This is a genomic window from Methanomicrobia archaeon, from assembly GCA_016930255.1.
Lineage (GTDB): Archaea > Halobacteriota > Syntropharchaeia > Alkanophagales > Methanospirareceae > JACGMN01.
The window spans coordinates 1-21,376 of record JAFGHB010000025.1; the positions used below are offsets into that span (position 1 = coordinate 1).

Below are 21,376 nucleotides of genomic sequence, written 5' to 3' on the forward strand. Positions count from 1 at the left end.
GATATTGATGATTCAGGAAAGAACGGCTTGAACGTAGGAGATAGAATTACCTTCAGAAGTTATATGAACGGAACAGTTACGAGAACAGAATATGGTACCTCTGACGATGTGATCGAGAGCTACATTAAACCTCACTATATGATAAGGCGGTGGATGACGGGAAATTATACGCCACCTGCATACTGGTCTTCTCCTTATGGCCGTTTTAGGAACCAGGTTGCTGTTTATACCGACCCTGAATCCACGTTCAAGAACACGACATACGAGGTCGGTGCATGGATGGAGCCAAACTGGGGCACCATCAACTTCCCCTTTGCGACCCTGTTACAAGTTAATTATAAGATATTTTATACTGACAAGCGAGTGGAGTGGGATTTCTGGAATGGCTACAAATACACCCGAATGAATAAAACAGATACAAGCACAAGTGAACTTGATGTCCTCTACTTCGATGTACTCCCTGAAAGTATCGACGATTTTGCGAAGTGGCGAGAGATTACCTCGCAGGACCACGATGGTGACGGGCTTACAAACGGCGAGGATAGCTGCCCCTGGAGCTGGGATTGCGATGGGGATGGATTGAGCGATAACTATGAACTGCTTACCGGAACAGACCCCGAAAATTCTGATATGGATAGAGATGGGCTGAATGACAGAATGGAGGTTATTTACGGCACGGACCCATTATCCTGGGACACTGATGGCGATAATCTTTCGGATTACAAGGAGATTAATGGCTGGGTAATTGACTTCGATTACGGCAACCAGACCTTTAACATGAGTGTCCGGTCTGACCCACTGATGCCAGATACTGACGGCGATGGCGTGGATGACCAGATGGAATACTGGAGTATCCTCAATCCACGGTCGAAGGACAGCGACGGCGATGGCGTTCTTGATGTCGCAGATCCCAAGTATATAACCTATGTTCGCTTTGAAAAAGAATGGGGAAGTTATGGCACCGGAGACGGGGAGTTTAAAGAGCCGAATGGGATAGCTGTGGACCACACTGGCTATGTCTACGTTGCCGATACTTTCAATGACCGTATCCAGAAGTTCGATTCCAACGGAACTTTTCTGACAAAGTGGGGCACCAGCGGCTTAGGAAATGGGTCGTTTTATTATCCCTGGGGGTTGGCGGTTGATGCAAACGGCTCAGTCTATGTTATTGACATAAGCGAGCGCATCCAGGTATTCGATTCGAATGGAACCTTCATCACCTCGTGGAACGGTACGAGCTATGACTTTCATACTGATATAGCGGTTGCAAATGGCCATATCTACGTTCCCGGAGTGGCATATATTAACAATTCAACGTTTAAATGTATTCATAAAATCGATTCCAACGGAACCCCCATTACCCACTGGAGTATTGAGACCTTGACTGGTGTTACTGCGTTGGCTGCTGGTTCCGGCTATGTTTATGTAACCGACGGATTTGATGCACCAAATACCGGCCTTTATCAGTTCGATTCCAATGGAACGTACATCAACAAATGGGGTAGTGAGGGATATAATGTTTCTATTAAACCATTTTCATGGCCACGAGGCTTAGCTGTAGACAGCAGAGGATTTGTTTATATCGCCGATAGCGGGAACCATCACATTCAGAAATTCGCTTCTGACGGATTTTTCATTACAAGATGGGGCCAATTGGGCTCTGACCAAGGGAATTTTACAGATCCATCAGGTATAGCGGTTGATTCGAAAAATTATGTCTATGTTACCGATGGAAGCTGGGATGATTGGTACCGCGTCCAGAAGTTCTCGCAGATAACCGAACTCCCACCTCGAAATGTTACTAATACTACGGATACGGATGGCGATGGGTTGACCGATATAAACGAAACCACCGGCTGGAATGTGACCTTTATCAATGTAACAGGCACCTTCACGTTACATGCTACAAGCGAGCCCTTGGCGAATGATACCGATTTCGATGGACTCACGGATTATGGGGAGTTTAACCACTCATCCAATCCCCGAGATGTGGATACTGACGATGATAGGCTCACCGATTTTATTGAATATTTGCTGGGAACGAATATAACCCATTATGATACAGATGGCGATGGACTCGATGATGGCACCGAAATCATCTTCGGCAGTGACCCCACACAAAATGATAGTGATAACGATGGACTTTCGGATTACGAAGAGTTCAAGTACTTATCTGATCCGAAAAACAACGATACCGATGGCGATGGGTTAAACGACTTGCTAGAAAAAGAATTTAACTCAAGCCTGCTCTCACCAGATTCCGATGGTGATTTAATGTTTGACGGTCTGGAGTATAATCTGAGCACTAACCCATGGAATCCAGATTCCGATGGTGACGAGCTACCAGATGGCTACGAGGTATTTTTCAACACGAGTCCATCGATTAATGATTCCGATTCCGACGGTGTTTTGGACGGTACGGAGGTAGACCGGCGTATGAACCCGCTGTGTAATGATACGGATGGCGATGGATTACCAGACGGAAAAGAGCTGGATTTGGGCACCGATCCACTGAACGAGGATTCCGACGGTGATGGCATACCCGACTCAGAAGATTTTGATAGCTTTACGACCTTCGAAGAGCCCGTTTTCCTCGCCTACGACCCGGACCCAGATTCGGACGAGTTCGTTGAGAAGCTTAATGCATCCTTGTATAACAAATCCTTGAATTACACGTATCTCCATATCGTTTCCCTCGATGAGCTGCTGAATAATCATGCAGATGCACCCTACATCGTACTGGTTGGCAGGCCGGATGCGGAGAACGGAACCATTGGGAGCCTTATTCACGATCTTTTGGCAGATTCCGGAGATGTTCTAGATCAGATGCTCGAATCGGATTATGACCGATTTGCGGTCAGGTATGGACTATGGAACAACACACAGACGGTCGTGATGCTCTCACATCCCTATCCCTCAGATCATTACAGTGTGCTGAACATTCTCAAAGGTATGAGGGTGACGATACGACCTGATTCGGCGAAGGTTGTCTATCCAGCACCGCGCGATTTCTTCGAAGTAAATACCATTGATACGCTCAAAGAGACCGATTCGGTCATTACGGTGGGGCTTGACGAAACAGTAACGCCATGGATCTCGATGAGCAGACATAACACCTTCACCACTCCGTTCGCACTTACTCATGTATCGGGCTTGGCACGTGATGAAGTAGCAGTGGGGAAATATCTCGAGATACAGCTGAGCGAAAATGTACAGAACGAGACGGGGGATATAATAACGGGAACATTGGTCAAGCTCTACTATACAGTATCAGATCTGGATAGAACGGGCGATGGCGATGCAGATGATGCGGGTGATATAGATGAGCGCACGTTGCAACTCTACTGGTTTGATGAGTCACGTGACCAATGGACAAAACTTTCAGAAGATTTAGAAGGAGTGGTTGGAACCGGTGTTGATACCAGCAATGTTGAACTCTATGGTAAGAGCTACGAAGGCTATGTCTGGGCGAATGTCGCGCATTCCAGTACGTACGGACTCGCGGGTGAAACGAAAGCTTCATCGGTTATACGAAGACGTGGCGGCAGTATCTCGCGTGACTCAGATGGGGATGGGTGGAGTGATGTTGAAGAGATGATCAAGGGAACCGACCCGAATAATCCGGATACCGATGGCGATGGCCTTATCGATTCGGAAGATCCGTATCCGCTGGATCCCACGCGGCCTGTGCAACCCGCTGTTACGCCTTCACCTGAGCAACCACTGAGTGCAACACCACTCACCATACCGCCGATAACGCCGGCACCGACGCCTGTACAAACACCTGTGGCGAGGCCAACACCTGAAGAGCCGGGCTTTGAAGCGATTCTGTGGCTGCTGGCTGTCGCTTTTTCGGTGATTATCGTTTATCTGAGCGGGTTTAAGAGAAGGAAAGTGTAGAAAGCCGATTCACACAGGTATCCTCCGACTCTTCCCCTTACTCTTTTTCAGCACTGATACCCTTATGTAAAACGAAAAAGTGCTATGACACAAAAGAGGAGCGAAAACATAGATTATAAAGTGGCGATCGTGCTTATCCTCGTAGCAGTAACTATCATTTCCACCCTTTACTATGCCACACATCGTGAAATCACCGATCCGCAGGTCTTAATCGCGAAAACGGTCGAGGCCTCTGAGGACATAGCAACCTATCGATTCGCTCTCTCTACTAGCCTCTCAATGCCGGAAGGCAGTGTCAAGATGATGAGCAGCACGGGATCTGTCGATTATCCAAATAAGAAGATGCGGACAACGGTGACGGCGATGAATCGCTCACTGGAGATGATCATTATCGGTGATACGACGTACGTACGAGAATCGTACGGCTCGTGGCAGACGCAGAACGTGAGCGATTATTCCCGCTCTCTCTGGGAAAGCGACCAGCTGGTGCAGCAACGCTCACTCTTGCAAAATGCCACGAACGTCACGATGCAAACGGAAGAAACAGGGTGGGTATTGGATGTTATCCCGGATCATAAGGAAGTGATCGCGCAGATGAAACGCAGCGGTATGGAAACGATCAAAGATGACGAGCTGATCGATTTTACGATCACCTATTGGATTGCGCGGGATACCTACTGGATAACGAAAATAGAGAACAGAATAGCGCTCGAGATGAATATTCAGGGATTGATGACGCCGATACAATTGAATAATTCCGTGTCGTTCTACGATTATAATACGGCAATGATAATAGAAGCGCCTGCACCATTTATTGATTTTTGATGTACAACTTCCATCTTACGTACTGTATACATTTAGGTAGACGTACAATGCCGCGAACCAGGACCCTAACGCTCGACCTGCACGTGCATACGAATTATTCGCATGATGGCCGGGCTTCCGTAGAAGAGGTGGTAGAAAGCGCGATTATGAAGAAGCTCGATGGCATCGCTATCTGCGACCACAACACGATGGAAGGCTCTCACGCTGCCCAGAAATACGTAGCGGATAGCGGTATGGATCTGATCATCATCCCGGGTATAGAGGTATCAACAGCGGAGGGCCATTTGCTTCTGCTCGGCGTTAAAGATGAAAAAGGGATAGAAAAAGGCTTGCCCGCGGAGGAGACGATACGAAGAGCGCGGCAGCAAGAGAAGGACGAGAATTCCCCGGTTGTGATCATTGCGCCACACCCGTTCCATCCGTTTCGCCACAGTAGTGGCAACTTCTGTACCCACACGGGAGTAGACGCGATCGAAGTCTTCAACTCCCGCTCTTTCACGGGCATAGCGAATGAAAAAGCGAGAAAAACCGCAGTTCGCAACAAGAGTACGACCGTTTCGGGAAGCGATGCGCATTCCGCGGACTGCGTTGGCCTCGCGACTGTTGTAGTGGCGGTTGACGTTAACGTTAACGCAGCGCAAAAACCAGAATGCAAAGCAATCCTGAGAGCGCTAAAAGAAGGGAAGGTACAGCTAAAAGACACGAAGCGAACGCCTTTTTGGCTCTATCTCTCGCAAATGTGCTTGAAGAAACGTTAAAGCGTCTTTCAGTCTGTTCTCCGCGTCAGTGCTGCGAACTTCTCCAACTCCTCAGGCGTATTTATGTTTCGGAAGGTTGTTAACTCCGGGGCTATTTCCCGTATCTCGTTTACGGAGATGAATTTAACGTTTTTGAGCTGCGATAGCACGTTAAACAGCTTCTTATCACCGCGTTCTATCGCATCCCGAACCGCCGCAAGCATCGGCTCTCTTTTATACACGGCGTGCAACGGTTCCACCATCCCGTTCTCCCACCGTGGCACCACGGCATCATAGTCCCCGCGCTTAGCAACCGCGAAGAGGAATTCGATCACCTCTTTGTTGATAAACGGCATGTCGCAGCCGACGATGAGCGAGAAGGGAGAAGAAGCTCGTTCTAAGCCTGATAGCACGCCGGCAAGCGGGCCAAAGCCCGTCAACGGGTCAAAAACCAAGACGATTTTATCCGGTATCAGGGTGCTGATTCGCGCCCCCTGCTGCTCGTCTCGCGCCGCCACTATGATTTCGTCCGCCGCGCTCGAGAGGTTATCAATCGCACGCTGAATGAGCGACTTGCCGTCCACCATGATGAAGCACTTATCGCGCGAGTGGAATCGTTGACCCTTGCCACCTGCCAGGATGAGCACCGTCTTTTGCATTTTCACTATTAGTTTTGAAGCAAAGAAGCCTTATATTTAAATAGGAACGGAAAGTTAGATAACTATGGTTATGAATTTCCAGCACAAGCAAAAATAGAGGGGGAAAAAGGGGGAGGAGTATGGAAGCAAGAAATGTAATATTTTCGGTGGTGATGGTCTTCTCTACCTTCGTACTCACGTATCGGTTATGGAGCCGGTATCGTGACTCGGCGATTGCGCTTTCGGCTGTGATAATAGTCGGCATGTTAGCGCTCTTGTTCTTGAGCATCGATGAGCGATTACGGAGGATAGAGAAGGATATAAGCGAGAAGGAGCGGTCTCTTCGGGTTAGTTTGCAATCCGTAGAAGAAGAGGTGAAGGAGAAAGTAGGTACGTCCACGAGGCGATTGGAGGAGATACGAGAGGATATACTGAAAAGGGGGTATCGCTAGCTAGGTCTAGTTAGGACGAGCAGCCTTCTGCTGAGAAGCACCACCGATAGTACGTACAGTACATCTAAAATTAATGAGCACCTCTTTTTACGCTGAAGAGGGCTACGCTACGGGAACGAGGAAGCGATGTGGAAAGAGGTAATGGAGAAGTTCGAGGGTTCACCATCGCAAAAGAGGGTTATAGAGCTCTTACTGGAACGTGGCTTTCAGGTGAGCCCTGACGGTAAGGTGGCCTCAGGCGGGATTGAGATACCGCATACGCATATCGCGAGCGAGATAGGCGTGGATCGGCGGGTAGTTGATCTGACCGTGAAGCGGATCTTAGAGGAGCCCGAGTTGAAGCGGATATTTGAGCATATGCGGTCGATTGCGTTTCTTGCTGAGGTTGCGCCACTGTTGGGACTCAGTGTGATTATCATTCATCCGATGGATGCGCGGGCAACGGGTATACTTGGCGAGGTAGCCATGGTACTGGCGAGACGCGGCTTGAGCATACGACAGGCCGTAAGTGACGACCCTTATTTAGTAGACGCTCCCAAACTCACGATCATCACAGATAAGAACATCCCGGGCGAGTTAATAGAGGAGATAGGAAGGCTGAAGAGCGTAAAAGGCGTGCAGATCCATCCACCAACGTGACGGCATGAATTTTGGAATTCTAACAGTGAATGCGCTTATAAGAACGGGATTAAGCACGATTTGAGACGCCTGCCTCTTCAAACGTCGCCATCTCGTTCAGGATTTTGCACGCGGCCTCTACGATGCCCATGCCTAATGCCGCGCCCGTACCTTCGCCGAGTCGCATATCAAGGTCGAGCAGCGGCTTCAAACCAATGTAATCGAGAATTACTGGATGCCCACGTTCTACCGACCGATGCGAGGCGATCATGTAATCCTTAACCGCAGGTGCCAGCTCGTACGCAACCAGCGCTGCGGCACCCGATACGAAACCGTCTATGACGACCGGAATCCGATGCGCTGCTGCCGCTAGCATAACTCCTGCCATGCCTCCGAACTCAAAACCACCAACTTTCGCGAGCACATCGATCGGGTCTTTTTCATCAGGCTGATTAACGCGTATCGCGCTTTCTATCGTTTTTATCTTCATTTCGAGCGTTGCAGCGTCAATGCCCGCCCCTCGGCCTGTTACCGCACTCACCGGTGCTCCGGTTATCACCGCTGCGATCGCACTGCTCGGCGTTGTGTTTCCGATACCCATATCACCGACACCAACGATATCCACGCCTTTCTCCGCAGCTTCGTGCTCAAAGACATCTATTCCCGCTTCGATGGCGCGCACCGCATCGTCGTACGTCATCGCTACGCCTTTTGTCATATCCGCGGTTCCATACGCGATCTTCTTATCAACCAGCTGTTCGTGTTTTATATCCGCAGCAACGCCCATATCCACGACGACCACCCGTGCACCCACGTGTCGCGCCAGGACATTGATCGCCGCACCACCGTTGATGAAGTTATAAAGCATCTGAGCGGTGATTTCCTTTGGGTACGCGCTCACGCCCGCATCCGTAACGCCGTGGTCACCCGCTATCGTGATAATTACCTTATCCTCGAGCTTCGGCCTGAGATCGGCCGTGATTCCTGCGATGCGTATCGAGAGCTCTTCCAGCGTGCCCAGGCTGCCCGTGGGCTTCGTGAGCTTGTTCTGCCGCTCCCTGGCGGTTCTCATTGCCGTTTCATCCAGCGGCTTGATACTTTCCCTAGTGATATTCATTCGCAGCATGATCGGCCTCTCTTGGTTCCATTCTTCTTAGTGCTCAGCGACATAAATAATCTGCTATCCCTGAGAAAGCGTTTAAGGATTGGCGTATCGGATTCTTTTAGTTTTCTTTCGAATAGTTCCAAAAAAGAGCATTAAAGAGAACTTTTTATGAAGGAATAGCGTATCAAAGATACAAAGAAAAGACGACCTGATTATATCGTAGTGATGCTTGGAAGGGCAGGGATATATGAAAATCTCCGATACATCCCCTCGTAGGAAGCGATATTATAGAGTTATGAGGTTTATGATGCATAAAAGTGGTCAGGATGCTTTCATAGGACTCTGTCTTGTTTGCCTTCTTTTAGTAGCGATTACAGCGGTTGCACATGCCACGACCGCAGAAGATGAACAATTGGCGGAGATACAGAACGCAATAGAGGAAAAAGGCGCCCGGTGGACCGCAGGGAAGACGGCCGTTTCGGGACTTTCCACAGAGGAGAAAGAGCTGCTCTTTGGGTTGAAGATTGATTCGCTGCCAGCGGATATCCCAGTAATAAGCCCTCCCACGCGATTGAGAGCAATCCCCTACGGAACCTTTGACTGGCGGAATAAAGACGGTCAAAACTGGATAACGTCGGTTAAAAATCAAGGTAGTTGTGGCAGTTGTTGGGCATTTGCGGCATTGGGCGCTGTAGAAGCGGTGATCAACATCGAACGGAATGATCCTGATATAGACATCGACCTCTCCGAGCAGCATCTTGTCTCCGATTGCTGCACGTATTGTGGCAATTGTGGTGGCGGGTCTCCATGGAATGCTTTGTATTACATTGAAGATAACGGCGTGCCTGACGAAGCATGTTTCTCCTATCAAGCTTCAAATAGTTCCTGTTCACCGTGTTCTGATTGGCCGGACAGAGCGTGGACGATTGAAAATGCCTACTGGATAACGTCCCCGCTGGAGGAGAGGACAGAAGCATATAAATGGGGCCTTGAGACCTATGGACCCATGATCGTCGTGTTGCACGCAACCAGCGACTTCCTCTACTATACAGGCGGTATCTATGAACCCGTACTGACGGAAGACTGGGGAGCTGTACCCAACCATGCTGTAGTGCTTGTCGGCTATAATGACACCGAGCAGTATTGGATAATCAAAAACAGCTGGGGCGTGTATTCCGGTTGGGGAGAAGAAGGATATGTTAAGGTTAATTATGGTGTCTTAGAACAATATGATTACGCACTCGTGGTGGATAACACCGTAGGCCCGGCACCTTCAGCTCCTGTCGTCTCTTCTCCCACACACCCCATTGAGAGTGCGTGGTATTGTAGCGGAAATGTTACGTTTACCTGGACCACCCCTTCGGACCCGTCTGGAATCGCCTGTTATAGTTATACTCTAGACCAATCGCCCACGACAACTCCAGACGAAACGTGCGATACTACCGGTAACTCCAAATCATACGCGAATTTATCAGACGGAACGAGGTACTTCCATGTTAGGGCGAAGGATAATGATGGTAATTGGGGGTCAGCAGGTCATTACAGGGTGATGATCGAGAGCTGCGATGCTCTTGACGGATGGTGCTGTAATGGAGATGTAAAGGAACTTAGAGATTATTACTGCTCAGGTGGCAATTGCACCTATACCGTTACGGAATCAGAGAACTGCAGTGCTTCTGATGAATGGATCGAGACCGGCTCGATCCGCTGGGTTGACGATACGGTGTGTACGGAGAAGGAACAGCAGGAGCAGGACTATCACGATTACTCCTGCGTTGAGGGTAACTGCTCCTTTACCGTTACGGGAACGAGGTGGATCGAGACCGGCGCGACACGGGCCAAGCCGGACGGCTCGAACTGCGGTTGCACCGCGAATAATACCCTGATGAAATGTTACAATGGGACCTGCTCTGACACGGGATTGTGCAATGCAACTATCTGTCAGGCAAACGCTGCTTGCGATGGTAAAGTGCCGAGAGAAGTATGTGGCACTGGTTCAATATGCAATTACAACTGCGAATGCCAAGAAGGATCAAAAGCGATCTTTGACACTGAACAAAAGGTTACTCCCTACCCTAGCATTTCGGGCACGTATACCGGAGTAATAAGGCCACGTGAAACACTTGTTGTTTCAACGCTCTATACCTATCCATGTCCCGGAACCGGTGGCCATACCGAATATGCACGAATATGGAACTCATCGTGGAAAGGAGCTGAAGCGCACTGGGAAGGCTATGTGGATGATTGGCATACCATCTCTTTCAACAAAACATTCACACTGCTCGAAGGTGAAACCTACTACTACATCATCCGCACCGGTTCTTATCCACAAATGTACCATTCAGATGCGCTGCAGACACCAACCGGCTGGATCAACTGCACGATGTTCATTGACAGCAATGGAAACGCATACAATGACAGGGTACCCGCGATAAGATTAGCTTAAAGGTTCTTCCTTCAAACTTTCTCTGGGAGAGCGGCTGGAGTAAAGCTTTTCTTATGATAAAATCGGTTTAGTAACTGATAGGGAAATGGAAATCGCGAGGACGAATGATTATATCGCCGTGTACGGCGATTTCAGCGTGCTGAGTTCCGCCGTTTATAACGGGGGTTTCGCGAGGGCAAAGACGATCCTGAATCTAACCGTAAGCAGCGGCTTTAATGGCAATCCGTTTGAACTTTTTGAGGCGTTCTTCAACGAGAATGGGTTAAGAGGCGATGAAACCGTGGGCATGCTGACCGCGGTCGAGATGGAGCATGCACGGATCGTAGAGAACAAAGAGGTAACGGCGATTATAACGGCGGGCTTGGGAAAGCCACTGTCACAAGTCGGTTCGACGGTGAACATAATACTGGTGATAAACAAGAACTTGTCACGATCCGCGATGGCGAATGTGATTATTGTCGCCACGGAAGCAAAGGCAGCAGCGTTCTTCGATCTCGATGTCCATTATCCAAACGGTGAGTTCGCCACCGGTGATGCCACGGATGCCGTGGTTGTCGCATGCTACGGACATACGAATGAGAAAGAGGAACTCTTCGCGGGTAAAGCCACCGAATTGGGGCAGAGGATCTATAAACTTGTAAGAGCGGGTGTTAAAGATGCCCTCTATAATTACAATGGCTTGCGAATGGACAGGCCGATTCTCGAACGGTTAGAGGAGCGCGGAATTTATCTCGATGAGATGGTCGCAACGGCTTTGGAGCTTTACGTGCCGGTGGCAGGCGAGGACGAAGATAAGGAAGCACTGAAGCCGAAAGTAGCAGCAATAATCAAAAAGGAATGCGCGGATGCGAATATAGCGTTACTGCTGGCCGCGGCGCTCCACGCGGAGGAGCAAGAGATACGAAAAGGACGAGCCGGCGCCGCAGGGAGTGAAGACGCAGCCTGTATCGTTGCGGACGAGCTCATCGGGATCGACATCGCGGAATACATCGGCGGTAAGAAAGCGCTCTTCAATTTCGTCTATTACGATACGCGGAAACCCGGCATTTTGAAAAAGTTGGGCGTGTTCATGGACGACGCAATCGGCGGGCTCATTGCAGGCTGTATGACGAAGCTGTTAGAGTGAAACACTGGGAGAGGAAAATTAATATGCTTATTATTTATGAAAAATATTTATTTTATATTAAAAATATATGGCAATAATCTACTAGCATCATCACTAACCGTTGGATTTATAAGTTAGTCCAGCTATGATGACCCGGTGCTAAGGTGAGTTCCACAACCACCCGTAGTTCAACACCCCGAAATAGAACTGAATCTTAAACCTCTTTGATTATTTAAGTTGTAGTAGCAGCTTTAATAACTAGTAATATCTTAATTACCATAACAACACAAATATTGAAAATAAATATTTAGTACTTTGTAATCTAAGTAGTTTATGTTATTATAGTTTTAAAAGCAATTTTAATAGTTAAAGCTATGCAACCCACACAAGAAGCTACGATAACTTTAGCGGTGAGGGGTGAAGTTCGAAAACGCACTATAACGCACGAAAAATGCACGCCGAATAGCAACTATCGCGGAACGACAAAAAAGTCGCTTAAAACGCGTGTGTGAGAGCTGAAGATTTTGTATACCTGTTTTATTTACAGTTATGGTAACAAAAAAGACCTCCGTCTGGCTGTGGCTTGAAGTTTTATTATAAAACTTCAAGGTAATGCAAACGGGGCAATAAACGATGAGAGACATCATCAAAGCGATTTTAAGCGTCTGTTTCCACGAAAGCACGCGCCCCATTATATTGAAGTTTTATTAAAATTTCATGCAAATTGTGGCCGTTACTTTGCATCACGAGCCTTCTTTGACCTATGGAATTAATTTTGTTATAGCCACCCTTCGACCCACCTACCCATGTCTTTTCTATCTTCTTCGATGAACGGTAAATTTATATAATGCTGTAGTGATGTTAGCGTAGTATGGCCTTGGGAGAGATAAACTAAATTTGTTGCCTCAGGATAATAGAATATCAACCAGCTCTCGTACGTCTTCCGCAAACTTCTTGCGGATATGCCAGCAGGATTTAGCCCGCCTCGCTCAGCCCATACAAGTAGGGAATAATCCCACGCCTGGATGGAAGGCAGACGTTTCTTGCTCTCAAAGAAATAGGGCAAAATTGCTTTACCCATCGAACTCAAGCGAATCCACCGCTCTATCTGCCTTCGCTTTACCTTCTTCTGGGCCTCTGAAGGAAGATGTATGAAATTACCGTCGAACCACCGGGGATTGTTCTGAATAGTCTGGCATTCCTTATACCGTGCCCCCAGCAATAAACAGCCGTCCAGGAGGGTTTTATTCTCAGTCTTCTTCGCGCCTTCTCGTAACAGTTCGAATTCCGAGGGCCGTAATATCCGCGTTTTTACCTTTTTACCCTTCAATATCGGGATCTTCTCAGCCATGTGTATCAGTACCACCCATGCATCGAGAACCTTATCAGTAGGCATAGATAGCTTAATTGCATCATCTACCTCTATTGTTTTAGATGCTTAAATACTTTAGATGATTTTAGCACCGTTAATATCTTTGACATCCTTGCACCCTTTTGATACTTATAGTGTTTGAGCTTCACTTTGACGATTGATAACTTCGCAAGTGAATTATTGTTTCGCCGTGCCGACTTCTCCACCTTCTTCTGATACTTCCGCTTCTTTCGCTCTAACACCAGTCTCAATAAGTTCAAGTAGGTACGCTTTCATCGTTATCCCTCTATCTATCGCTTCCTTCCTTATCGTTTTGTGTAAGCCTTCTCCTATATCTAAATTTACCTTCACCATTTTTGTCATCACCGATATACCTAGTACTGTTGTTATATTTAAATGCTTCGATACGTCACCGCTCTGTCGCAGCACACTACACATACATTATACATACCCTATACTGTATCTATAAGAGGATGGGGCGTAAAGAGCAGGAGTGGTACTAATCATGCATCTTACCAGAGAGGAAGAACGGATATACGAAGGAGAAGAGGGCTGGGCACTGAAAAAGGCTATGGAGATCCTCGTTACCATCGGTGAGATAAATAACGCGTCGCAGCTGATACCGATACAGAGCGCGCATATCTCCGGGGCGTCGTATAAAACGATCGGCGAGGCTTTGGAGTTTATAACCAGCCTCGAAGGCACGCGCGTGAAAGTCAAGAGCACCTTGAATCCCGCCGGCGTGGACCGGGCGAACTGGAAAGCAATGAACGTCTCGGAAGCGTTCGTAGCGAAGCAGCGGGGCGTGATAGACGCGTATGAGAAATTGGGCATCGCCGTGGAGTGCACCTGCGTTCCGTATCTCATTGGGAATACGCCAAAGTGTGGTGAGCATGTTGCATGGGCAGAATCCTCAGCCGTCTTGTACGCGAATTCCGTGCTGGGTGCGAGGACAAATATGGAAGGGGCGCCGTCCGCGCTTGCCGCGGCACTCATTGGTAAAACGCCACTTTACGGGCTGCACCTGACCGAGAACCGAGAACCTAAGCTGCGTGTGCGTGTGCCCTGTGCACTGCGAGATTCAGACTACAGCGCGCTTGGATTCCTGATCGGCGACTTAGTATGGAATAAAATACCGGTGATCGAGCTCACACCGGGTTCTTCACCGAACACCGACGAATTGAAGTATTTAGGCGCGGCGATCGGTGCGACCGGCTCCGTTGGCATGTATCACGTAACAGGGATAACCCCTGAGGCTGATTCGTTTGAAGTGCCTGCAGAAACGGTGGAAATCGGTACGGATGACTTACAAAGATTCTATGCAGAGACTGAGCGAGGCGACGTGATCGCGATCGGCTGCCCGCATTGCTCTGCGTCTGAACTCCGGCGCATCTGTGAACTCCTGAAGGCGGAAAGTGACGGGCGGAACGTGCGTAAGGATTTCTTCATATTTACTGCGCGCGCGATAACGGACCGCATGCCGGACGTGGTACGGAAGATAGAGGGGTACGGTGTGAAGGTGATCTGCGATACCTGTTTCGTGGTTTCGCCTGCGTTCGAGCAGTACCGGTGCGTCGTTACAAACTCGGGCAAGATGCTGCGCTACGTGCCGCTGCTCTGTGGTGGTGCGGACGTGCGGCTCTGCACGACGGAAGAGTGCGTGCGGCTGGCGTTTTGAGTGCGGACGGATTTTATATATTTTTATAATCTTATCTCTAACAGTAACTAACCGAAATATAAGAGTAAGATGGCTAAAAGACACAGACCAAGGCGGGGATCGCTTGCCTTTTCTCCGAGGAAGCGAGCACGAAGTGAGACGTGCAGGATAAAACGGGAAGAACGAGCCGTAGGCAGGAATTTACAGGGGTTTGCAGGCTACAAAGCTGGAATGACTCACCTCGTTCTGACTGATGATCGGCCTCATAGCCTGACCAAGGGGATGGAAATAGCCGTTCCTGCAACGATAATAGAGACTCCACCGATGCGGGTGGTGGGTTTCCGTCTTTATAAAGATACGAACTACGGTAAGCGGGCTATAACCGAGGTATGGGCCGGAGCAGCGACAGAAGAAGGTGGAGACCTGAGTGCAGTAGAGGATATAATTACGAAGAGTGAGGATAATCAGGCGTTAAGCCTTCGTTTAATCGCTTCTACGGCACCTAAAGTTGTTAGCGGCGTGCCAAAGAAGAAGCACGACCTTATGGAGATAAAAATGAGCGGTGAGGTCGATAAGGACCTTGGATATGCAAAAGAGGCGTTTGGTAAAGAGTTAAAGATAAATGACGTTATTAAAGAGGGCGATTTTGTTGATGTTACCGCGGTGACCACGGGTAAGGGCACACAGGGTCCGGTGAAGCGCTGGGGAATTATGATCCAGAACGCGAAGGCCAAGCGGTCAGGACGGGGCCGTCATGTGGGTGCAATCGGCGGCTGGCGACCCCGCAGAGTCCGGTGGCGTGTGCCTCAGCTCGGGCAGACGGGGTATCAACAGCGAACAGAGTACAACAAGCGCATAATGAAGGTTGGGGGAAATGGCGAGGAGATAACGCCAAAAGGCGGGTTCGTGAATTACGGCATCGTGAGGAATGAGTATATCGTGCTCAAAGGCAGTGTGCCCGGCCCGAAGAAGCGGCTTGTACGAATCTCGCATGCGATTCGCCCACATCCTAAACTGGGCGTACCCGAAATTGATTATATAAGCACGAAATCACAACAGGGAAGATAATAAACAGGATAGGGGAGCACGAGAGAGAAGAAAAGCAATGGTAAAAGAAGTAAAGAGCAAGGCAAAAGTTTTAGACTTATCAGGGAACGTTTCAAAGGAAATAACACTTCCTCAGGTATTTATGGAGGAATACCGACCAGACTTGATCAAGAGAGCCGTGCTCGCGATGCAATCTAACCGACTGCAGCCGAAGGGCACGGACCCCTTAGCCGGGCGAAGAACCTCTGCAGAGAGTTGGGGGCCCGGAAGAGGCGTTGCACGAGTGCCTCGCATCACTGACGGCCGAAGAGCAGCGCGGGCGCCACAAACGGTTGGCGGACGACGCGCACATCCGCCAAAGACTGAGAAGATCCTGACGAAGAAGATAAACAAGCAGGAGCGTAGGAAAGCGATAAAATCCGCTATCGCCGCCACTATAAATCCCAAATTTGTAAGAACCCGTGGGCATAGGTTCAACGATGCCGTAGAACTCCCGATCGTGGTAGACGATTCGTTCGCGAGCCTTGAAAAGACCTCTGATGTGGAGGGGTTCTTTAAGACCATTGGTGTGTGGGACGACGTGCTCCGTGCGAAAGCCCGGAAAGTACGGGCGGGTAAAGGGAAGATGCGAGGACGGAGATACAAGACTAAAAAGAGCATTTTAATCGTTATTCCCCGTGCAGAGGAGAAATCAACCGGGACTGAAAAGATAATGAAATCCGCGAAGAATTTGCCAGGTGTGGATATTTCCTATGCCGAAGAGCTCAATGCGGAAATGCTCGCGCCGGGCACGCATCCGGGCAGATTGACCATCTGGACGGAATCCTCACTGTCAAAACTTGCTACAATGGAGTGAAAAAGAAGAAATGATAGAAAAGCTGAGGCATATCGTTCCAAGTGAAAAAGCAACGATGATGATCGACTCGGAGAACAAGCTCCAGTTTATTGTTGACTTACGGGCGAGCAAGACTGAGATAAAACGCGAGTTTGAGAGCGTGTTCGAGGCACCGGTGCGAAACGTGCGGACGATGATAACATTTAAAGGCGAGAAGAAAGCAATAGTAGAATTAGAGGAAGAAGGCAAGGCGAAGGAGATCGGAACCTCGCTCGGCATCTTATGATCATATATACATACGTGAGCAAACAGAGAGAAAAATGGGTAAAAGAATAATAGCGCAACGGAGAGGGAAAGGATCACCCACTTTTACGGCGCCCTCGCATCGTTATAAAGGCAATCTCGAACACGTGCGGGTGGCTAAGGATGAAATGGTATCAGGACAAGTCGTTGAGATCGTGCACGACCCTGCACGGAGCGCGCCTATCGCTCGTATACAAGTAGAGCGTGAGAACGGAGGCGGCGCAAAGAAAGGAGAGGAGCAATTCATAATTGTACCCGAAGGCGTTGGAGAAGGTGATACCGTCTCGTATGGCGAATCAGCAGCGGTAAAGATCGGAAATACCATCCCGCTTCGCCGTATACCGGAAGGCGTGATGGTCTGTAACGTAGAAGTGAGACCCAACGACGGTGGTAAACTCGTTCGGGCTTCCGGCAACGGTGCTACGCTGTTGGCGCATGAGCATGAGACGGGTCGATCCATGCTGGTACTGCCGAGTGGCAAGAAGAAATGGCTGTCCTCCGACTGCTATGCCACCATCGGCGTTGTCGCAGGTGGCGGTCGTCCAGAAAAGCCGTTTGTGAAGGCCGGAAAGAAGTATCATAAGATGAAGGCACGCGCGGCGAAATATCCCACGGTGCGTGGCGTAGCGATGAACCCCGTTGACCATCCGCACGGAGGCGGCGGGCATCAGCATGTTGGAAAGTCGAAGACGCCAGGCCGAAATGCACCACCCGGGAGGAAGGTAGGGAGCATAGCGGCGAAGAGAACGGGAAAGAAATGAGGTAGGTAGGTAAGTAGGTAGGTAGGTAGGTAGGTAGGTATAAAATGGCAAAGAAGAAGAAGGGTAAATCTAAAACAACGCTGAAGAAGAAGGAGGAGGAGTTCACGTATCGTGGCTATACACTGGCGAAGCTCAAGAAGATGAAGCTCGACGAGTTGGCCAACCTGATGTGTGCGAGGCAGCGGCGGAAGATAAAGAGGACTTTCCGTGCTGAGGAGGAGAAGCTGCTTGATGAGATAAAATCAGGTAAGGAAGGCATAAAGACTCATTTGCGTGATGCCATCGTCCTGCCAAGTATGGTGGGTACGAATGTCGGAATACACGATGGCAAGGGCTTCGAATTTATCGAGATCAAGCCGGAGATGATCGGGCACTATCTGGGCGAGTTGGCACTGACACGGAAGAAAGTGGCACACGGTGCTGCGGGTGTCGGAGCGACGCGATCATCGAAATACGTACCACTGAAGTAAATAGGTAAGCACCTAACTAACGTGAAGCGAGGAAAAGATGGGCAAGGTAAAATATAGCACGGGAAATGACGCTGATCCGGAAACGACAGCGAGAGCAATGGCTTATGAGCTCCACATCTCACCCAAGCATGCGCACGAGGTGTGCAAGGCGATAAAAGGGAAGAAGGTAGAGGACGCCGAGGCGTATCTGGAAGAGGTGCTGGATATGAAGGCTGCAGTTCCTTTCAAGCGATATAAGAAGCGAGTTGCACACCGTCGGGGGCTCGAGAAGTGGTATGCCGGGAGATATCCCGTGAAGGCAACTGCGGAGATATTAAAATTACTGAGGAACGCACGAGGCAATGCGGAATATAAGGGTTTGGATACCGAAGCGTTGCGTATCTGGCGTGTAGCCACGAAGCAGGGTCGCACGATACGCGGAATAATGCCGCGCGCTTTTGGACGTGCTACACCGAAGAATACCGAGACGGTCACTGTTGAGATAATTTTGAGAGAAGTAGGGAGTTAGGAGTAGAACGTGATAGAGAGGATATTCGTAGAGGAAGGGATAAAGAAAGTACGGATGAACGAGTACTTCAGGACTGAGCTGGAGAGAGCGGGTTACGGCGGAATGGATATAAAGAGAACGCCGATGGGCACGCAGATAACCGTAAACGTTGAGAAACCCGGGATGATCATAGGGAAGGATGGCAGGAGAATAAAGCGGCTAACCGATGATATAGTACGGCGGCAAGAGCTGGATAACCCGCAAATAGATGTGCAACCGATCGCGGTGCCGGAACTGAATGCGCAATTGATGGCTAATAGGCTTGCAAAACTCATCGAGCGCGGCTGGCACTTCCGACGGGCCGGGCGATCAACCTTACAGAGGATAATGGATCGGGGTGCACTCGGTTGCGAAATTATCATGTCCGGGAAGCTCAAGGGGCCTCGTGGTCGGATGGAAAAAATGGTTGCCGGCTATATAAAGCACTGTGGCTCTATGGCGGAGGAAATAGTGGATAAGGGGTATGTAATAGCACATAAAAAGGCCGGTGTCATTGGTGTACGGGTCTGGATCGTACGGCCTGATTCCGGGATACCCGACACGTTTCGTATGAATGTTGTTCCAAAAATCAAGGAAGTAAAAAAGGAAGAGAAGCTAGAAGAGGTTAAAGAAGCGGAAAAGGAAGTAAAGAAGGAAGCAGTAGAGGTTAAAGAAGAGAAGGAAAGCAAAGAATGAGCATATTTAGAATTGAAGAATTAAGAAGGATGAGTGAGAAGGAGCGGAACGGAGAGCTTGAGAGTTTAATGAAGGATTTGCTGCGCGAACGCGGGGTAATAGCCACGGGCGGATCTCCGGATAATCCCGGGCGAGTGGGTGAGATAAAGAGGACAATCGCACGGATAAAAACGGTCCAGAGGGAAGCTGCGACGACCGAAGCGCGAGGAGGCACGTAGGCAAATGGAAATCTGCGATAAATGTGGATTGCCAACTGATTTATGCATTTGCAAGGAAATAGCGAAAGAACAGCAATTAGTGAAGGTATACACGCTCAGAAAGAAGTTCGGAAAGATTGTCACGTTTGTCGAAGGGATAGACGAGAAGGAAGTGGATTTAAAAGCGCTGTCAAAAGAGTTGAAGTCGAAATTCGCGTGTGGCGGCACGGTAAAAGACGGCTGCATACGATTGCAGGGCAATAACAAGGAATCGGTGAAGAAGACGCTTCGGGAGATGGGCTACACGTTAGAGGGCGAAGAATGAAATGAGATTGACACCGAGTAACCTGCTGCGGCATGAGCTGATCGGATTGCGATTAAACGTGGAGGAGAGCAGCAATAGTACGGTTCGCGGACTCCATGGTACGGTGATTGATGAGACGCGGAATTTGCTGATTATAGAGAACGAGCGAAGTACTGAGAAGCGCGTGCCAAAAGCCGGAAACCAGTTCATTTTCGAGTTGGACGACGGAAAGCTCGTGCGAGTAAAAGGAGATCGGCTCATTTCAAGACCGGAAGATCGGATAAAGAAGGCGTAAGTCTGTTGTAGTACATAAGTAGGCAGGCAGGAGTAGGTGGAACTGCGCTTATTATTCAAACTTAATTAAGTATAGAGATTAGAGGGTTTTTATAGGATATGCGGATACGGGAAGAGAGATAGATGAGAGATATAGGGATAAATGTCAGGGTACCTGAGAAGGAATGTGAAGACGTCGACTGCCCGTTTCATGGTACATTGCCAGTACGGGGTCAGATATTAGAAGGCGTGGTGGTAAGCGACAAGGCGCCGAAGACGGTCGTTGTGCTGCGATCGTATCTGAAGAAGATCGCGAAATACGAGCGCTATGAGCGGCGGGAATCGAAGATACACGCTCACAACCCGCCCTGTATACATGCGAAAGTGGGCGATACGGTGAAGATCGCGGAATGCCGACCGCTCAGCAAGACGAAGAGCTTTGTGGTGATCGAGAAGAGGCAATCGGACCACACCGAGTCTTAAACGGTTGTTAAAGAACTGTATTGTAGTGAAGAGAGGAGCATAGGAAATGAAGGGCGTAAAAGCGAAGATAACAAAGGCGTTGCCAACCGGAGCACGGTTAGAATGCGTGGATAATAGCGGTGCGAAGGTATTACAGATAATCGCGGTGAAAGGTTACCGGGGTGTGAAGAACAGGTATCCCAAGGCTGGTGTTGGGGACATGGTGATCATAACGGTGAAGAAAGGCAGGCCAGAGATAAAGAAGCAGATTTTGAAGGCCGTGATCGTGCGGCAGCGTAAGGAGTATCGAAGACCGTCCGGGCTGCGAGTGAAGTTCGAGGACAACGCCGCAGTGATCGTGGATGACAAGGGCACGCCAAAGGGCTCTGAGATACGAGGGCCAGTGGCACGCGAGGCTGTGGAACGGTTCTCGAAGATAGCTTCTGCCGCATCGATAATCGTGTAGGGTACGTTGTTATTCGGGACAAGAGTCAATCAAAAGCCAAAGCGGGGGTTACCGAGTGGACAAAGGTGGCAGACTCAAGATCTGCTCCCGCAGGGGTTCGCGGGTTCGAATCCTGCCCCCCGCATGAATTCAACTGTAACCCATCGATTTCGTTGTATTTAACATTTGAAGTAATAGTACG

24 protein-coding genes and 1 tRNA gene are annotated in these 21,376 nt (G+C 49.2%); 21 read left to right on the top strand and 4 right to left on the bottom strand.

Features of this window, described 5'->3' with window-relative positions:
- The first annotated feature begins 153 nt into the window (after positions 1-153).
- From JW878_04230 to JW878_04240, 3 genes are all read left to right on the top strand, one after another.
- Complete coding sequence (locus tag JW878_04230; protein MBN1762271.1) at positions 154-3,900, top strand: hypothetical protein; 3,747 nt, start codon at positions 154-156, stop codon at positions 3,898-3,900.
- An 84-nt stretch (positions 3,901-3,984) separates the two neighbouring features.
- Positions 3,985-4,725: a hypothetical protein gene (locus JW878_04235; protein ID MBN1762272.1), complete on the top strand. Its 741-nt coding sequence runs from the start codon at positions 3,985-3,987 to the stop codon at positions 4,723-4,725.
- Positions 4,726-4,772: 47 nt separating this feature from the next.
- The gene (locus JW878_04240) at positions 4,773-5,483 is read left to right on the top strand and encodes a CehA/McbA family metallohydrolase (protein MBN1762273.1); all 711 of its coding nucleotides are present in this window, start codon (positions 4,773-4,775) and stop codon (positions 5,481-5,483) included.
- An 8-nt stretch (positions 5,484-5,491) separates the two neighbouring features.
- On the opposite strand, the gene JW878_04245 is transcribed toward JW878_04240, so the two are convergent.
- A complete protein-coding gene (locus tag JW878_04245; GenBank protein MBN1762274.1) occupies positions 5,492-6,127 on the bottom strand; it encodes a molybdenum cofactor guanylyltransferase in 636 nt (211 codons plus the stop codon).
- Between the two features lie 113 nt (positions 6,128-6,240).
- Here JW878_04245 and JW878_04250 point away from each other — a divergent pair, with 113 nt between their 5' ends.
- A complete protein-coding gene (locus tag JW878_04250) occupies positions 6,241-6,552 on the top strand; it encodes a hypothetical protein (protein ID MBN1762275.1) in 312 nt (103 codons plus the stop codon).
- A gap of 126 nt (positions 6,553-6,678) precedes the next feature.
- A complete protein-coding gene (locus JW878_04255) occupies positions 6,679-7,191 on the top strand; it encodes an amino acid-binding protein (protein MBN1762276.1) in 513 nt (170 codons plus the stop codon).
- A gap of 49 nt (positions 7,192-7,240) precedes the next feature.
- On the opposite strand, the gene cobT is transcribed toward JW878_04255, so the two are convergent.
- The gene (gene cobT, locus JW878_04260; GenBank protein MBN1762277.1) at positions 7,241-8,296 is read right to left on the bottom strand and encodes a nicotinate-nucleotide--dimethylbenzimidazole phosphoribosyltransferase; all 1,056 of its coding nucleotides are present in this window, start codon (positions 8,294-8,296) and stop codon (positions 7,241-7,243) included.
- Positions 8,297-8,579: 283 nt separating this feature from the next.
- Here cobT and JW878_04265 point away from each other — a divergent pair, with 283 nt between their 5' ends.
- Positions 8,580-10,721, top strand: coding sequence for a hypothetical protein (locus tag JW878_04265; protein ID MBN1762278.1), 2,142 nt, complete (start codon positions 8,580-8,582; stop codon positions 10,719-10,721).
- Between the two features lie 85 nt (positions 10,722-10,806).
- A complete protein-coding gene (locus JW878_04270; protein MBN1762279.1) occupies positions 10,807-11,847 on the top strand; it encodes a phosphatidylglycerophosphatase A in 1,041 nt (346 codons plus the stop codon).
- A gap of 757 nt (positions 11,848-12,604) precedes the next feature.
- On the opposite strand, the gene JW878_04275 is transcribed toward JW878_04270, so the two are convergent.
- Entirely contained in the window at positions 12,605-13,222 is a 618-nt protein-coding gene (locus JW878_04275) for a site-specific integrase (protein ID MBN1762280.1), read from the bottom strand.
- Positions 13,223-13,375: 153 nt separating this feature from the next.
- Positions 13,376-13,561 carry a hypothetical protein gene (locus tag JW878_04280; GenBank protein MBN1762281.1) on the bottom strand — a complete coding sequence of 62 codons (186 nt, stop codon included), beginning with the start codon at positions 13,559-13,561 and terminating at the stop codon, positions 13,376-13,378.
- A 142-nt stretch (positions 13,562-13,703) separates the two neighbouring features.
- Between JW878_04280 and JW878_04285 the strand changes: the two genes are divergently transcribed.
- From JW878_04285 to JW878_04350, 14 genes are all read left to right on the top strand, one after another.
- Positions 13,704-14,876 (top strand): aconitase X catalytic domain-containing protein, encoded by a 1,173-nt coding sequence (locus tag JW878_04285; GenBank protein ID MBN1762282.1) that lies wholly within the window; start codon positions 13,704-13,706, stop codon positions 14,874-14,876.
- A 69-nt stretch (positions 14,877-14,945) separates the two neighbouring features.
- Positions 14,946-15,923, top strand: coding sequence for a 50S ribosomal protein L3 (locus tag JW878_04290; GenBank protein ID MBN1762283.1), 978 nt, complete (start codon positions 14,946-14,948; stop codon positions 15,921-15,923).
- Between the two features lie 37 nt (positions 15,924-15,960).
- Positions 15,961-16,758 (top strand): 50S ribosomal protein L4, encoded by a 798-nt coding sequence (locus JW878_04295; GenBank protein ID MBN1762284.1) that lies wholly within the window; start codon positions 15,961-15,963, stop codon positions 16,756-16,758.
- Between the two features lie 10 nt (positions 16,759-16,768).
- A complete protein-coding gene (locus JW878_04300; protein MBN1762285.1) occupies positions 16,769-17,023 on the top strand; it encodes a 50S ribosomal protein L23 in 255 nt (84 codons plus the stop codon).
- 34 nt (positions 17,024-17,057) lie between these two features.
- A complete protein-coding gene (locus tag JW878_04305) occupies positions 17,058-17,801 on the top strand; it encodes a 50S ribosomal protein L2 (GenBank protein MBN1762286.1) in 744 nt (247 codons plus the stop codon).
- Positions 17,802-17,845: 44 nt separating this feature from the next.
- A complete protein-coding gene (locus tag JW878_04310; GenBank protein MBN1762287.1) occupies positions 17,846-18,271 on the top strand; it encodes a 30S ribosomal protein S19 in 426 nt (141 codons plus the stop codon).
- A gap of 37 nt (positions 18,272-18,308) precedes the next feature.
- A complete protein-coding gene (locus JW878_04315; GenBank protein MBN1762288.1) occupies positions 18,309-18,779 on the top strand; it encodes a 50S ribosomal protein L22 in 471 nt (156 codons plus the stop codon).
- 54 nt (positions 18,780-18,833) lie between these two features.
- A complete protein-coding gene (locus JW878_04320; protein ID MBN1762289.1) occupies positions 18,834-19,493 on the top strand; it encodes a 30S ribosomal protein S3 in 660 nt (219 codons plus the stop codon).
- Positions 19,490-19,711, top strand: coding sequence for a 50S ribosomal protein L29 (gene rpmC, locus JW878_04325; protein MBN1762290.1), 222 nt, complete (start codon positions 19,490-19,492; stop codon positions 19,709-19,711). Before JW878_04320 ends, rpmC begins: the two co-directional genes overlap by 4 nt.
- A gap of 4 nt (positions 19,712-19,715) precedes the next feature.
- Positions 19,716-20,015 (top strand): translation initiation factor, encoded by a 300-nt coding sequence (locus JW878_04330; GenBank protein MBN1762291.1) that lies wholly within the window; start codon positions 19,716-19,718, stop codon positions 20,013-20,015.
- 1 nt (position 20,016) lies between these two features.
- Complete coding sequence (locus JW878_04335; GenBank protein ID MBN1762292.1) at positions 20,017-20,289, top strand: ribonuclease P protein subunit; 273 nt, start codon at positions 20,017-20,019, stop codon at positions 20,287-20,289.
- A gap of 122 nt (positions 20,290-20,411) precedes the next feature.
- Positions 20,412-20,750, top strand: a complete 339-nt coding sequence (locus tag JW878_04340; GenBank protein ID MBN1762293.1) for a 30S ribosomal protein S17 — start codon at positions 20,412-20,414, stop codon at positions 20,748-20,750.
- Between the two features lie 46 nt (positions 20,751-20,796).
- Complete coding sequence (locus JW878_04345; protein ID MBN1762294.1) at positions 20,797-21,195, top strand: 50S ribosomal protein L14; 399 nt, start codon at positions 20,797-20,799, stop codon at positions 21,193-21,195.
- A gap of 41 nt (positions 21,196-21,236) precedes the next feature.
- Positions 21,237-21,319 (top strand) — tRNA-Leu (locus tag JW878_04350).
- Positions 21,320-21,376: the final 57 nt, after the last annotated feature.

What these genes read in the sequence shown, in the direction of transcription:
- JW878_04320 (MBN1762289.1), top strand. Translation starts at nt 18,834, where the DNA reads ATGAACGAGTACTTCAGGACTGAGCTGGAGAGAGCGGGTTACGGCGGA.
- JW878_04255 (MBN1762276.1), top strand. Translation starts at nt 6,679, where the DNA reads ATGTGGAAAGAGGTAATGGAGAAGTTCGAGGGTTCACCATCGCAAAAG.
- JW878_04230 (MBN1762271.1), top strand. Translation starts at nt 154, where the DNA reads ATGACGGGAAATTATACGCCACCTGCATACTGGTCTTCTCCTTATGGC.
- JW878_04285 (MBN1762282.1), top strand. Translation starts at nt 13,704, where the DNA reads ATGCATCTTACCAGAGAGGAAGAACGGATATACGAAGGAGAAGAGGGC.
- JW878_04295 (MBN1762284.1), top strand. Translation starts at nt 15,961, where the DNA reads ATGGTAAAAGAAGTAAAGAGCAAGGCAAAAGTTTTAGACTTATCAGGG.
- rpmC (MBN1762290.1), top strand. Translation starts at nt 19,490, where the DNA reads ATGAGCATATTTAGAATTGAAGAATTAAGAAGGATGAGTGAGAAGGAG.
- JW878_04240 (MBN1762273.1), top strand. Translation starts at nt 4,773, where the DNA reads ATGCCGCGAACCAGGACCCTAACGCTCGACCTGCACGTGCATACGAAT.
- JW878_04265 (MBN1762278.1), top strand. Translation starts at nt 8,580, where the DNA reads ATGATGCATAAAAGTGGTCAGGATGCTTTCATAGGACTCTGTCTTGTT.
- JW878_04345 (MBN1762294.1), top strand. Translation starts at nt 20,797, where the DNA reads ATGAAGGGCGTAAAAGCGAAGATAACAAAGGCGTTGCCAACCGGAGCA.
- JW878_04275 (MBN1762280.1), bottom strand. Translation starts at nt 13,222, where the DNA reads ATGCCTACTGATAAGGTTCTCGATGCATGGGTGGTACTGATACACATG.
- JW878_04290 (MBN1762283.1), top strand. Translation starts at nt 14,946, where the DNA reads ATGGCTAAAAGACACAGACCAAGGCGGGGATCGCTTGCCTTTTCTCCG.
- JW878_04300 (MBN1762285.1), top strand. Translation starts at nt 16,769, where the DNA reads ATGATAGAAAAGCTGAGGCATATCGTTCCAAGTGAAAAAGCAACGATG.
- JW878_04305 (MBN1762286.1), top strand. Translation starts at nt 17,058, where the DNA reads ATGGGTAAAAGAATAATAGCGCAACGGAGAGGGAAAGGATCACCCACT.
- cobT (MBN1762277.1), bottom strand. Translation starts at nt 8,296, where the DNA reads ATGCTGCGAATGAATATCACTAGGGAAAGTATCAAGCCGCTGGATGAA.
- JW878_04280 (MBN1762281.1), bottom strand. Translation starts at nt 13,561, where the DNA reads ATGACAAAAATGGTGAAGGTAAATTTAGATATAGGAGAAGGCTTACAC.
- JW878_04310 (MBN1762287.1), top strand. Translation starts at nt 17,846, where the DNA reads ATGGCAAAGAAGAAGAAGGGTAAATCTAAAACAACGCTGAAGAAGAAG.
- JW878_04330 (MBN1762291.1), top strand. Translation starts at nt 19,716, where the DNA reads ATGGAAATCTGCGATAAATGTGGATTGCCAACTGATTTATGCATTTGC.
- JW878_04335 (MBN1762292.1), top strand. Translation starts at nt 20,017, where the DNA reads ATGAGATTGACACCGAGTAACCTGCTGCGGCATGAGCTGATCGGATTG.
- JW878_04270 (MBN1762279.1), top strand. Translation starts at nt 10,807, where the DNA reads ATGGAAATCGCGAGGACGAATGATTATATCGCCGTGTACGGCGATTTC.
- JW878_04235 (MBN1762272.1), top strand. Translation starts at nt 3,985, where the DNA reads ATGACACAAAAGAGGAGCGAAAACATAGATTATAAAGTGGCGATCGTG.
- JW878_04340 (MBN1762293.1), top strand. Translation starts at nt 20,412, where the DNA reads ATGAGAGATATAGGGATAAATGTCAGGGTACCTGAGAAGGAATGTGAA.
- JW878_04315 (MBN1762288.1), top strand. Translation starts at nt 18,309, where the DNA reads ATGGGCAAGGTAAAATATAGCACGGGAAATGACGCTGATCCGGAAACG.
- JW878_04250 (MBN1762275.1), top strand. Translation starts at nt 6,241, where the DNA reads ATGGAAGCAAGAAATGTAATATTTTCGGTGGTGATGGTCTTCTCTACC.